The sequence below is a fragment of the Tateyamaria sp. syn59 genome, assembly GCF_007995245.1.
GTDB lineage: Bacteria > Pseudomonadota > Alphaproteobacteria > Rhodobacterales > Rhodobacteraceae > Tateyamaria.
Genome location: NZ_VCBA01000003.1, coordinates 470,330 through 483,273, shown reverse-complemented (window position 1 = coordinate 483,273; position 12,944 = coordinate 470,330). Strand labels below are relative to the sequence as shown.

The window sequence follows — 12,944 nt, the reverse complement described above, 5'->3', positions numbered from 1 at the left end:
GAGGACCCGATGCGCAAATTCCTGGTGGTGCTGGATGACAGCCGAGAGTGCCTGAACGCGATGCGCTTTGCCGCGATGCGCGCCAGCCATACGGGCGGTGGTGTGGCCATCCTGTCGGTGATCCCGCCCGATGAGTTCAATCACTGGATCGGTGTGGGCAACGTCATGCGCGAGGAGTCGCGCGAGCGTATCCACGCCCACTTCGAGGTGTTCGCAAAATGGATGCGCGACAAGCAGGGGATCGACCCCGAGCTGGTCATTCGCGAGGGCCAACCGGTGGACGAGATCATGGCGCAGGTCCATGAAGACGCCGAGATCGGCGTGCTGGTGCTGGGCGCGGGCACGGATAAAAAGGGCCCAGGCCCTCTGGTCACGCAGCTCAGCCGGAACGCGGGCGCCCTGCCCATTCCCATAACCATCGTGCCGGGCGATCTGAGCAAGGAAAAGCTGGAAGCGATCACCTAGGACGCGATGGCAAGGTCGCGCAGGTCGGGCGGCAGCCGTCCGAAGCGTGCGACCGGGTGCGCCGTGGGGCCGTAGATGTCGGCCACGGTCCGGTTGCCAAGGCCCGGCATCAGGCGCAAGAGGTCGCGCGTTGCCGTCGGCCCGATCGACAGAAGCCCCCACGGCCCGGGATAGAAGCTTTCGCAGGCGGCACCCTCGGCCAGGATCAGGTCGTGGCTGTCCAGAAGCAGATGATAATACGTGACGCGGCGCACGCCGTTTGCCACGCGCACCGCACCCCCGTGCAGGCGCGCGAGATGTCCGGCGCGGACCAGTTGGGTGGTGCCCTGTGCCGTGTTGAGAGCCAGCGCGTGCTGGGCCGAGAGCCGCAGGGCGCGGCTGTTGCCAAAGGTTCCGGGCGCGATGTGAACAGGGCGCAGCATCGGGTTCGTTTCCAGATCGTGCCGGTCCACCGCCCGCGTACCGATCCACCGGATGGGCCGCAGGCCGTTGTCCCGCGTCTGGACCCGGTCACCGGGTTTGAGCGCCTCGACCGGCATGAGACCATGCGCCGTGGCGATCCGCGTGCCTGCGGTGAAACAGGGGATTCCCGCCGAATTCAACTGCTGGGCTGAGGACATCTGCGCAGGTGACACGCCCTGCAAGACAATCGTTTCGCCTTCGGGGAACGTCAGCTTGGCGTTGCCATTGCCGTCATCCGTGACCACCACATCGAACGCCGTGACCGGACGCCCGTCCAGCGTGCGCAATTCGGAGACATCCAGCTGGTCGTTGTAGCTGCCGTCACCGTCATCGTCGCTGATGTCGAAATCGGTGACGGTTGTGGCACCATCTTGCGACTGGACAAATGCGTCATCGCCGGAGCCGCCTGTGACAGTATTGCTGCCTGTCCCGCCGTCGATCCGGTCGTTGCCGTCACCGCCGGACAACGTGTCGTCCCCGGCGCCGCCATCAATACTGTCGTCACCCGCCCCGCCCGACAGCTGGTCATTCCCGGCTTCACCGTAGATCGTGTCGTTGTCGTCGCCCCCATCGACCGTGTCGTTCCCGTCACCGGCGTAAATCAGGTCATTGCCCGCCCCGCCGGTGATCTGGTCATTGCCGACGCCGCCATAAATGGTGTCGTTCCCAGCCCCGCCGAGAATGGTGTCGTCGCCCTCTGAGCCGTGCAGCTCATCGTCGCCGGTGCCACCGTCGATATAGTCGTCGCCCCACCCGGCATAGACCTTGTCGTCGCCTGCACCGGCGTCGATCGTGTCGTCATAGTCGTATTCCGGATTGCCCGCCGCCTCGTCGATTGTGTCGTTGCCATCACCGCCACGAACGGAGTCTCCTCCACGCCCGTAGGCGATGTAGTCGTCGCCCGACCCGCCGTCGATCGTATCGCTGCCATCCCCGCCATAGAGGTTGTCGTTGCCGCCGCCGCCGTAAATGCGGTCATCGCCACCATCACCATAGACCGTGTCGGCGCCGTCACCGGCATAGGCGTAATCGTCGAAGTCACCGCCGTCGTAGCTGTTGACGTTGTCGGGATCGTAGGTGGGATAGTGCAGTTCGTCGTAACGGGGCTGGTTCGCCGTCACGACATCATTTGGCCCCGAATAATCATAGGACACACCGGGGATAATTTCCCCGTCCGCCACCCAACCGGAATGCGTGCCGTTGCTTTCGACCTTGTAGAGCGTGATCGTATTGCCGTCGCCGTCGGTCAGCGTCCAGCTTTCTTCGAGATAGACGTTCCCCTCGGCAATCAGGTTGCCCTGGGCATCGTATTTGTGGGCGTATTGATCGTTGTCCCCGATCTCATCCCCTTGGCCGTTGTCGTCGCCATCGAACTGGACGCCGTTGTCGTATTCCTCGATCTCCCAGCGATACGCGTCTTCACTTGCGTCGAAATTCGGGTCCAGCAACACCTTTCCGTCAGACGTCACATAAAAGGCGTTCTGGGCGTAACCGCCGACGGTGTAAAACGAACTCATGGCACTGCTCTTTTCTTTTGGCTCAAGGCAGTGGTGTAGGCGCCGGCCCCCAAGGATCGGTTAAGTGTTACGTTTTACGGGTCTGGCGATTTACATCGGATTAGATTAGAATCGTTCCAATCCTTGACACGCGGGCCCATGGTCCGCATATCCGAGTGGAGCACTCAGGAGTTGCCCCATGTTCATCCAGACCGAATCCACACCGAACCCCGCCACGCTCAAGTTCCTGCCAGGTCAAACCGTGCTCGAGATGGGCACTGCAGATTTCCCGACGGCAGATGCCGCTGACAAGTCCCCGCTGGCGCAGCGCGTGTTCGCGGTCGAAGGCGTCACAGGCGTGTTCTTTGGCACCGATTTCGTGACCGTGACCAAGGCCGACGCGGTCGATTGGGACCACATCAAGCCAGCGCTGCTGGGCGCGATCATGGAGCATTTCCAGTCCGGCCAGCCGGTGATGAGCGAAGGCCACGCCCCCGCCTCGGGCCATGCCGAGCATGATGGCGAAGATGCTGCCGTTGTGGGCCAGATCAAGGAACTGCTCGACAGCCGCGTCCGTCCTGCCGTGGCGCAGGATGGCGGTGACATCACCTTCCACGGCTTTGACCGCGGTGTCGTCTATCTGCATATGCAGGGCGCATGCGCGGGCTGCCCGTCCTCGACCCTGACGCTGAAGATGGGCATCGAGAATCTGCTGCGTCACTACATCCCCGAGGTGACCGAGGTGCGCCCTGTTGCTGTCTGAGCCATTGACGGCACGGTGCTATTGCGGTGCGTCCCGACTGACGTTCAATAAGCCACCCCTGACGGTGGCTTATTGTCATTGTGGCGATTGCAGGCGGTGGACCGGAGCCCCGGTGGCCGCCTTTGCTGCATTCGAAAAGACTGACGTCGTGGCGCAGTTGTCTGAGCCGTTTTTCGGGGCGCCGGGTGTCGAGCGGTGGACCTGCCCGACCTGTCATGCGCCTTTGGCCGCGGCTTTCGATTACCTGCCGGATCAGATATATGTCCCGGTGGGGATCATCGACCAGGCGGAGACGCTTGTGCCAGAGATGCACAGCCACGCGGACAGCGCCCTGCCCTGGCTGCATATCGCGGATGACCTGCCACGCGCCGATGCCTCGGCGCGCGAGGCGCTGAACCGGGCAGCCGAATGACCGCGCCGCTGATCCTCGGCTTTGACACGTCGGCGGCCCATTGCACGGCAGCATTGCTGCGGGGCGATGCGCTGCTGGCGGCGGTCGGCGAAGATATGGCGCGGGGGCAGGCCGAGCGATTGATGGGTCTGCTCGAAGAAGTGCTTACGGGTCAAGGCGTGGCGTGGACCGATCTGGATGCCCTGGCCGTCGGGACGGGTCCCGGCAATTTCACGGGTATTCGGATCGGGGTGTCGGCGGCGCGCGGGCTGGCCCTGGGCCTGGGCTGCACGGCCTATGGCGTGACGGGGTTTGAGGCGCGGGCTTTGCTGGCGCCTGTGGGCACCACCATAGCCATCCCCGCACCGCGCGACATGGTATACATTACGCAAGGCCCCGGGCCGCAGCTGGTGCCATTGGACAGCGTGCGCAATCCCGCACCGCACCCCTCACCGGCAGAACTGGCCACCGCCATCGCCCACTGCGCTATGCGGCACTACCCGGATGCGGCCGCCGCACCCGCTCCGTTTTACGTGCGTGCGCCCGATGCCGCCCCGGCGCGCGATGCGCCGCCGCCAATCATCGCATGACGCCGGACGCCCTGGCAGCCATTCACCGCGCCGCCTTTACGCATGAACGCCCGTGGACGGCCAAGGAGTTCGAGGAACTTCTCGCGAATCCCCTCACCCGCCTGGAGACGTCGGCGCATGGTTTTGCGCTGTGGCGCGGAATCGCCGGTGAAGCAGAGCTACTGACAATCGCCGTGGCGCCCGCCGCACAAAGGCGCGGGATCGGTGCGCGCCTGATGGCGGACTGGATGGAAAAGGCGACAATGAGCTGCACAGAAGCGTTCCTGGACGTGGCTGCAGACAACGCAGCGGCCATTCACCTCTATCAGCGCTATGGCTTTGAAACTGCAGCGAAACGCGAGGCATACTACCGCCGCAAGAACATCCGTATCGACGCGCTGATCATGCGCGCACACCTCCCCTTCCCTGTTTCAAAAAAATCCTCGGGGGAGCTTCGCCCCTAGGGCGAAGCGGGGGCAGACAGCCCCCCTGCCCACCCATGCAGCATTGCGCAAGGTCAGCCCCGTTCACACCTGCCCAATTGGTCAAAAAGCGGTTGACGCTCCCCCTGCCCTGCGGCCTAATTCCCTATGATCTTTTGATCCCGGGCGTCTGGTGGCCTGCTGCCGACGCCCCAACCACGAAAAACTGGGAGACCTGATACATGACCATGATGCAGAAATTCCTTGGCGCGACCGCGGCGATGGCCCTGTCCGCAGGTGCTGCGCTGGCTGAACCCGCGCTGATCTTCGATCTGGGCGGCAAGTTCGACAAATCCTTTAACGAAGCGGCCTTCAACGGCGCGCAACGCTGGGCCGAAGAGACCGGCAACAGCTTCCGCGAGATCGAACTGCAATCCGAAGCGCAGCGCGAGCAGGCGCTGCGCCGCTTTGCCGAATCCGGCGCCAACCCCATCGTTATGGCAGGCTTTGCCTTCGCTGACGCGCTGGGCCAGGTCGCAGCCGACTATCCCGACACCGCATTCACCATCATCGACATGGTCGTGGACGCCCCCAACGTGCGTTCGGTCGTGTTTAACGAGCACGAAGGTTCGTACCTTGTAGGCATGATGGCGGCCAAGGCGTCGGAGTCCGGCACCGTCGGCTTCATCGGCGGCATGGACATCCCGCTGATCCGCAAATTCGCCTGCGGCTATGCGCAAGGCGTTGTGGCCGTGAACCCCGATGCCACCGTCATTGCCAACATGACCGGCACGACGCCCGCGGCGTGGAACGACCCGGTGAAGGGCTCCGAGCTGACCAAGGCGCAGATTTCCCAGGGCGCTGACGTGGTCTATGCCGCCGCGGGCGGTACCGGCGTGGGCGTGCTGCAGACAGCCGCAGACGAGGACATCCTGTCGATCGGCGTCGACAGCAATCAGAACTACCTGCACTCCGGCAAAGTTCTGACGTCGATGATGAAGCGCGTGGACAACGCGGTGTACCAGGCCTTCACCGACGGTCCTGACATGGAAACCGGTTTCAACGTCATGGGCCTGGCCAACGGCGGCGTGGGCTATGCGCTGGACGAGCACAACGAAGGACTGGTGTCTGCCGAAATGAAAACCGCCGTGGACGAGGCTTCGGCCGCGATTGCGGCGGGTGAGTTGACGGTTCACGACTACATGTCGGACGACAGCTGCCCCGCGCTGAGCTTCTAAGCCGCGCGACCTGACTTCGGGGCCGTGCCACATGCCCGTGGCGCGGCCCCTTTTCCAAGCGAAGGCCCGCCCATGACTGCCCCCGCCATCGAACTCAAAGGCATCTCCAAGGCCTTCGGCCCCGTACAGGCCAACAAGGACATCTCGATCCGGGTCATGCCCGGCACGATCCACGGGATCATCGGGGAAAACGGCGCGGGCAAATCCACGCTGATGTCGATCCTCTATGGGTTCTACAAGGCTGACGCGGGCGAGATTTTCATTTCCGGTCAGAAAACCGAGATTCCCGACAGCCAGGCCGCCATCGCCGCAGGCATCGGCATGGTGTTCCAGCACTTCAAGCTGGTTGAGAACTTCACTGTGCTGGAAAACATCATTCTCGGCGCCGAAGACGGTGGATTACTCCGGCCCTCACTATCCAAGGCCCGCAAGACCCTGCTGGATCTGGAAAAAGAATATGACCTGAAGGTCAATCCGGACGCCGTCATCGAAGAGATTGGCGTGGGCATGCAGCAGCGTGTCGAGATCCTCAAGGCACTCTACCGGCAGGCCAACATTCTGATCCTCGATGAGCCCACTGGCGTGCTGACGCCCGCCGAGGCCGATCAGCTGTTCCGCATCCTCGGGCGGCTGAAGGACGAGGGCAAGACGATCATCCTAATCACCCACAAGCTGCGCGAGATCATGGACATCACCGACACAGTCAGCGTGATGCGCCGCGGCGAGATGACGGCCACGGTCAAGACCGCCGAGACCAGCCCGGAAGAGCTGGCTGAGTTGATGGTGGGTCGCAAGGTGCTGTTGCGGGTGGACAAGAAACCCGCGACGCCCGGTGAGGTTGTTCTGGACGTCAAGAACCTGAAAGTCGTGGACGAACAAGGCGTTGAGCGCGTCAAGGGCATCGACCTACAGGTCCGTGCGGGCGAGATCGTGGGCATTGCTGGTGTTGCGGGCAATGGGCAGTCGGAACTGCTCGAAGTGTTGGGCGGCTATGCCGATGCCACCGGGTCGATCACCCTGAACGGGACGCAGATTGATCTGAGCGGGAAGCATTCCGACGGGCGCTCGCGCCGGGACCGGGGCATCGCCCATGTGCCGGAGGACCGGCAGCGTGAGGGGCTGATCATGGACTTCGCCGCATGGGAAAACACGGCGTTCGGCTACCATCGTGATGGGGCCTATACCTCGGGTCTGCTGTCGAACAACGCCGCGATCAAAGCAGACACCGCCGACAAGATGGAACGCTTCGATGTGCGCCCGCCGCACCCGCATCTGGCGGCCAAGAACTTTTCCGGCGGGAACCAGCAAAAGATCGTGCTGGCGCGCGAGATCGAGCGGAACCCGGACCTGCTGCTCATCGGCCAACCCACGCGCGGCGTGGACATCGGCGCCATTGAATTCATCCATCAGCAAATCGTGGCCCTACGCGATCAGGGCAAAGCGATCCTGCTGGTGTCGGTCGAGTTGGAAGAGATCCTGGGCTTGGCCGACCGTGTGGCCGTCATGTTCGACGGACAGATCATGGGTGAACGCCAGACTGATGCCACGGACGAAAAAGAACTGGGGCTGCTGATGGCGGGCATAACCGACACTGACAAACCGCATGACTTCGCCGAGATCGAAGCCAACCTTGCCCATGCGCATGGCGATGCGTCGAAGGAGGCCTGAGACATGGATGTGATGCCAAAATGGGCCGAGGTCATTCTGGTCCCATTGATTTCCCTGATCCTGGCGGCGATCCTGTCGGCGCTGGTCATTCTCGCCATCGGTGAAGACCCGGTCGCGGCTGTAAACCTGATGGTCACAGGTGCGCTGGGTTCGACCTATGGCTGGGGCTATACCCTGTATTACGCCACGAATTTCATGTTCACGGGGTTGGCGGTGTCGGTCGCCTTCCATGCCGGGTTGTTCAACATCGGCGGCGAGGGACAGGCGATGTTGGGGGGGCTGGGCGTGGCCCTTGTGCTGCTGTTTATCCCGTGGCCGCATTGGACTGTCGCCTTGCTGGCCGCAACGCTGGGGGCAGCTGTCTTTGGCGCGCTCTGGGCCGCAATTCCGGCCTATCTGCAAGCGAAGCGCGGCAGCCACATCGTGATTACGACGATCATGTTCAACTTCATCGCGGCGGCGGTGCTGAACTACATGCTGGTGAACCAGTTGCGTCCGCAAGGGGCGATGGACCCTGCCACCGCGCGCTTTCCCGAAACGGTGCACCTACCCAACCTGCACCAGATATTGGCCCCGATTGGCATTGATTTCTCGCGGGCTGCGCCTGCGAACGTGTCCCTGCTGATCGCCATTATCGCCTGCGTTCTGGTCTGGCTATTGATCTGGCGCACGCCGCTGGGCCTTGAAATACGCTCCTATGGCAAGTCGGGACGCGCTGCGAAATACGCAGGCATCGGAGCCGTGCGCATCACCATGGTGGCGATGCTGATCTCTGGTGCGCTTGCGGGGATGATGGCCATCAACAACGTTATGGGTGAGGCGGAGCGGCTGGTCCTGAACGCGGTTGAGGGCGCCGGCTTTATCGGCATCGCGGTGGCGCTGATGGGACGCAGCCATCCGTTTGGGGTGTTTCTGGCGGCGATACTTTTTGGCTTTCTTTACCAGGGTGGGGCTGAGTTGGCGCTCTGGACGTCGATCCCGCGCGAGCTGATCGTGGTGATCCAAGCACTGGTGATCCTGTTCACCGGCGCGCTCGACAACATGGTGCGGATGCCGCTTGAGCGGATGTTCCTGGCCGCACGCGTCGCGCGGGCACCCAAGCCCGAACGCAAGCAGGCGGCGGAGTAGGATCATGGATATTCTTGCCCTTTTCGACCTGTCTGTCCTTGATTCAACCGTACGGCTGGCGACGCCGCTGTTGCTGGCCTGCCTGGCCGGTCTGTTCTCCGAACGGGCTGGCATTTTTGACATTGGCCTAGAAGGCAAGATGCTGTTTGCAGCCTTTTTCTCTGCGGCTGTGGCTGCGTTGACCGGATCCGTTTGGCTTGGTCTTTTGGCCGGGATCGCTGCGTCCATGGCACTGTCCGGCATCCATGGACTGGCCTCGATCACCTTCCGCGGCAATCAGTTGATCTCTGGCGTGGCCATCAACTTTCTGGCTGCGGGGCTGACGGTGCTGATCGCGCAGGACTGGTTCCAGCAGGGTGGGCGCACCCCGTCGCTGATTGGCGGCGGGCGGTTCGAGCCGATTGTCCTACCCTTTGCCGAGGCGGCGCGCAGTGTGCCGTTTATTGGCCCGATTTATGCCGAGCTGATCTCGGGCCATTCGATCCTTGTCTACGTCGCGCTTTTGGCGGTGCCGGGAACGTGGTGGCTGCTCTTCCGCACGCGCTTTGGCCTGCGCCTGCGGGCGGTGGGCGAGAACCCGGCGGCGGTGGATACCGCAGGTGTATCGGTCGTGGGTCTGCGCTTTGTCGCGGTGGGCATCTGTGGAGTCCTGTGCGGGATCGCAGGGGCGTATCTGGCGACCGGTCTGCAGGCTGGGTTCGTGAAAGACATGACAGCGGGGCGCGGGTTCATCGCGTTGGCAGCGCTAATCTTTGCCAAGTGGCGGCCCTGGCACGCCCTTTGGGCGACGCTGCTGTTCGGATACCTGCAAGCCATCGCGCTGCGGCCTGACATTATCGAGGGCGCTTTGGGCTTCCGGGTGCAGGTGCAACTCTTGGATGCGCTGCCCTATATCCTGACGGTCGTGATCCTGGCCGGGTTCGTGGGCAAGGCCATTCCGCCGCGCGCGGGTGGCGAGCCCTATGTGAAGGAACGCTGATCGCAAGGCGCACGACCATTATGCGCCCTGCGATAGGTCCAGATTCTTCACAAACCTGAGCCCAGTCAGCTGCATGGCGGCGAGACATCTTGATTTCCCATCCGCCCCCGTCCTAACAGTGTTCATGCAAATCTACCTGCCCATCGCCGAGGTATCGGTCAACGCGTTCCTGCTTTTGGGACTGGGCGGTATGGTGGGCATCCTTTCTGGCATGTTCGGCGTGGGCGGCGGGTTCCTGATGACCCCGCTTTTGTTCTTTATCGGCATCCCACCGGCGGTGGCCGTAGCGACCGAGGCGAACCAGATCGTCGCCTCCTCATTCTCGGGCGTACTGGCGCATCTCAGGCGCAAGACCGTGGATTTGAGGATGGGGACCGTCCTTCTGATAGGCGGCCTCATAGGCGCGGCACTCGGCGTGCTCTTGTTCAACTATCTCAAGTCGCTGGGCCAGGTCGATCTGCTGGTGCGCCTTTGCTACGTCGTCTTCCTTGGCGTGATCGGCGCGCTCATGTTTGTCGAAAGCCTGAACGCGATCCGCAAGACGGCCAAGGGCACAGCGATCCCCACGCGCAAAAAGCACGGGCTTATCCACAAGCTGCCCTTCAAGATGCGGTTCCGGGTCTCGGGTCTCTATATTTCGGTCATTCCGCCATTGCTGGTTGGCCTCAGCGTCGGTGTGCTGGCCGCCATCATGGGCGTCGGTGGCGGGTTCATCATGGTGCCTGCCATGATCTATCTGCTGGGCATGCCGACCAAGGTGGTTGTGGGTACGTCGCTGTTCCAGATCATCTTTGTCACGGCCTTTACGACCATGTTGCACGCCACCACGAACTATACCGTGGACGTGGTGCTGGCGGTGCTGCTTCTCATCGGTGGCGTGATTGGCGCGCAAGTCGGCACGCGCATCGGGGTGCGGATGAAAGCTGAACAGCTGCGCATTCTGCTGGCGCTCATGGTGCTTGCGGTGTGCGGCAAGCTGGCCTTTGACCTGCTGGTCACGCCGTACGAGTTGTACTCCGTCGGCGCGGTGGAGGGGCATTGATGCTGCGCTGGCTGCTCATCGCGCTGCTCTTCGCCCTGCCCGTGCGGGCCGAGGAAGTTGTGCTAGGGCTGAGCCAGGACGAGGTTGCGATTACCACCAGCTTTGACGGATCAGAGATCCTGATCTTTGGTGCGGTGAAACGCGAAACGACGATCCCCGAGAGCGAATTGGGCGTGATCGTCACCATCGCCGGCCCGCCCGAGCCGGTTACAGTCCGCCGTAAGGAGCGTCGCTTTGGCATCTGGGTCAACACGGATGCGGTCGAGCTGGATGGTGCCCCTAGCTTCTACGCGGTGGCAACGAACGCGCCCCTGGACGATGTGCTGGGCATCCGTGACAACTTGTTGCACAAGGTATCGGTTCCCAGCAAATTGCGCAGCGTCGACACGCCGAACACCGTGCTGGATGCCAGCGCCTATGTCGCCGCGCTGATCCGGATCAACACAAGTGCAGGCACCTATCAGCTGCTTGAGGATACGGTGATCGTGGATCAGGACACTTTGTTTCGCACACGCATTCGACTGCCCGCAGCCTTGACCGAAGGCGCCTACGAGACGCGGATCTTTCTGACCCGAGAAGGGCAAGTCGTGGCGAGCTACGAGACCGCTATCGACGTGCGCAAGGTGGGATTGGAACGGTGGTTGTTCACGCTGAGCCGCGAAAACCCGTTCTGGTACGGGATCATGTCGCTGGCCATTGCCATCGCCGCGGGTTGGACCGCATCGGCTGCGTTTTCGCTGCTGAGAAACTGAGGGGAAGTGCGCAGTCGGTGCGCCCCTACGCTGGGTCTTCTGAGGCGAGGGTCAGCTTGGCTGCGGGCACAGTGCGCAGGTCATCCACGCGCAAAGGCCCAGAGGGTTTCGATAGCCGGTTCCGCACCACCCAGATCAGCCTGTCCTGCGCGCGGGTGATGGCGACGTAAGCCAGCCGCTTCCAGAGCGGTTGTCCAGCCTCTGTACGATTCATCCGCGCGGCAGCGTACAGGTCCGGCGCAAAGACCTGCACCGTTTCCCACTGCGATCCCTGCGCCTTGTGGATGGTTACCGCTGCACCATGGAGAAATGTCGCGCCCATGCGGGCCGCGTAGGGGATGAACGGCTCTTCTTCGTCGGGTTTTTCTATCTTCACGATAGACGCAGCAGAGACTTGCGGGTCTTCAGCCCCGATCACGTGCAACCGGGAGAACCCGGGTTTGCGCCCCTCGCCCAGATAGACAACCTGCGCGCCCTTGATCAGCCCGCGCGCTTCAAGATCGAGCCGCTTCTTGCGGTGTTTCAAAGGCAATTCCAGACCGTCACAGATCAGCGGCTCGCCTTCGATTAGGCGATCCTGGGGTGCATCGTAGACGGCGCGAAACGCATTGATAAGCCGGATGCGTGTCGCGTTGCGCCAGACGAGAACAGGACTGCGGGCCATCAGATCCACCTCGACCCGCTGGCCCCAAACGACGCGGTCGTCTTTTGTGGCCGCTTCCTCCACCATCTTTTCGAAACGGTAGAAATCGACCTGCGGGTCAGCCAGCGCGTGCGCGAGATCCAGGATCGGGTTGTCGGCCGCCTGACGGTGGATGCGACCCAGGTTCATCACCCGCTTTTCCGGCAGCTTGTCGAACACCATGGCGCCGGACTGGTTCACCGGAGCCAGCTGCGCGGGATCACCGAAGAGCAGCAGGGTCGGGAAGATGTCCTTGAGATCCTCGAACTGCTTGTCATCGAGCATGGAGGCTTCGTCGATGAAGCCGATATCGAGCGGCTCCTCGCGCCGTTTCCAGCCGGTGATGAAGTCGCTGCCACGCAGACCGGCGGCCGCCAACGCGCCCGGGATCGACTTGTTGGTCTGGTAGAAGGCGTGCGCGCGGTCGAGTGCCTCGTCTGTCAACCCCTCGACCTCTGGCCGATCGCCATTTCCCGCAAGCCATTCAGCAATGCGTTCGTATTCGGGGTCGTAGACGGGTGTGTAGAGGATGCGGTGGATCGTGGTTGCTGGCACGCCACGAAAGCGCAACACACTGGCCGCCTTGTTCGTCGGGGCAAGAATGGCAAGCGTGCGCCGGTCCTTGCGCTTGCGGGATTCGTAGTCGCCCGAGACGACCTCGACCCCTGCCGCTTCAAGCGCTTTGTAGAGTTCCGAGAGCAGCAGTGTCTTGCCCGACCCAGCCTTGCCCGTAATAGCCATCACGGAAGTAGCCGAGGATTTTGGCGGGTTCAGCAGCGCATCATCCAGGTCGATGCCCGCCCCGCGCAACATCTCGGTCACGGTGTCATAGGCGGACGCTTGATCATCAGAAAGGGCAAGAGCGGTTAACATGCCGCGACCCTATA

At 62.6% G+C, this 12,944-nt stretch carries 13 protein-coding genes; 11 read left to right on the top strand and 2 right to left on the bottom strand.

Features of this window, described 5'->3' with window-relative positions; all coding sequences use genetic code 11:
• Positions 1-9 precede the first annotated feature (9 nt).
• Positions 10-465: a universal stress protein gene (locus FD715_RS08400; RefSeq protein ID WP_147108015.1), complete on the top strand. Its 456-nt coding sequence runs from the start codon at positions 10-12 to the stop codon at positions 463-465.
• Here FD715_RS08400 and FD715_RS08395 read toward each other — a convergent pair.
• Positions 462-2,444 carry a Hint domain-containing protein gene (locus tag FD715_RS08395; protein ID WP_147108012.1) on the bottom strand — a complete coding sequence of 661 codons (1,983 nt, stop codon included), beginning with the start codon at positions 2,442-2,444 and terminating at the stop codon, positions 462-464. The genes FD715_RS08400 and FD715_RS08395 overlap by 4 nt on opposite strands.
• Before the next feature lie 178 nt (positions 2,445-2,622).
• On the opposite strand from FD715_RS08395, the gene FD715_RS08390 reads away from it, so the two are divergent.
• The 10 genes from FD715_RS08390 (at position 2,623) to FD715_RS08345 (ending at position 11,375) form a co-directional block, all read left to right on the top strand.
• Complete coding sequence (locus FD715_RS08390; RefSeq protein ID WP_147108009.1) at positions 2,623-3,186, top strand: NifU family protein; 564 nt, start codon at positions 2,623-2,625, stop codon at positions 3,184-3,186.
• Between the two features lie 64 nt (positions 3,187-3,250).
• Entirely contained in the window at positions 3,251-3,598 is a 348-nt protein-coding gene (locus FD715_RS08385; protein ID WP_223274792.1) for a GFA family protein, read from the top strand.
• Complete coding sequence (tsaB, locus tag FD715_RS08380) at positions 3,595-4,167, top strand: tRNA (adenosine(37)-N6)-threonylcarbamoyltransferase complex dimerization subunit type 1 TsaB (RefSeq protein WP_147108007.1); 573 nt, start codon at positions 3,595-3,597, stop codon at positions 4,165-4,167. The genes FD715_RS08385 and tsaB overlap by 4 nt, the downstream gene beginning before the upstream one ends.
• Complete coding sequence (gene rimI, locus FD715_RS08375) at positions 4,164-4,610, top strand: ribosomal protein S18-alanine N-acetyltransferase (protein WP_147108004.1); 447 nt, start codon at positions 4,164-4,166, stop codon at positions 4,608-4,610. The genes tsaB and rimI overlap by 4 nt, the downstream gene beginning before the upstream one ends.
• A gap of 200 nt (positions 4,611-4,810) precedes the next feature.
• Positions 4,811-5,806, top strand: coding sequence for a BMP family protein (locus tag FD715_RS08370; protein WP_147108001.1), 996 nt, complete (start codon positions 4,811-4,813; stop codon positions 5,804-5,806).
• Between the two features lie 72 nt (positions 5,807-5,878).
• Positions 5,879-7,474, top strand: a complete 1,596-nt coding sequence (locus FD715_RS08365; RefSeq protein WP_147107999.1) for an ABC transporter ATP-binding protein — start codon at positions 5,879-5,881, stop codon at positions 7,472-7,474.
• A 3-nt stretch (positions 7,475-7,477) separates the two neighbouring features.
• Positions 7,478-8,602, top strand: coding sequence for an ABC transporter permease (locus FD715_RS08360; protein ID WP_147107997.1), 1,125 nt, complete (start codon positions 7,478-7,480; stop codon positions 8,600-8,602).
• Positions 8,603-8,606: 4 nt separating this feature from the next.
• Positions 8,607-9,581: an ABC transporter permease gene (locus tag FD715_RS08355; RefSeq protein ID WP_147107994.1), complete on the top strand. Its 975-nt coding sequence runs from the start codon at positions 8,607-8,609 to the stop codon at positions 9,579-9,581.
• A 124-nt stretch (positions 9,582-9,705) separates the two neighbouring features.
• Entirely contained in the window at positions 9,706-10,623 is a 918-nt protein-coding gene (locus FD715_RS08350; protein ID WP_147107991.1) for a sulfite exporter TauE/SafE family protein, read from the top strand.
• Complete coding sequence (locus FD715_RS08345; protein WP_147107988.1) at positions 10,623-11,375, top strand: TIGR02186 family protein; 753 nt, start codon at positions 10,623-10,625, stop codon at positions 11,373-11,375. Before FD715_RS08350 ends, FD715_RS08345 begins: the two co-directional genes overlap by 1 nt.
• A gap of 25 nt (positions 11,376-11,400) precedes the next feature.
• On the opposite strand, the gene FD715_RS08340 is transcribed toward FD715_RS08345, so the two are convergent.
• Entirely contained in the window at positions 11,401-12,930 is a 1,530-nt protein-coding gene (locus FD715_RS08340) for an ATP-dependent RecD-like DNA helicase (RefSeq protein WP_147107984.1), read from the bottom strand.
• Positions 12,931-12,944 lie beyond the last annotated feature (14 nt).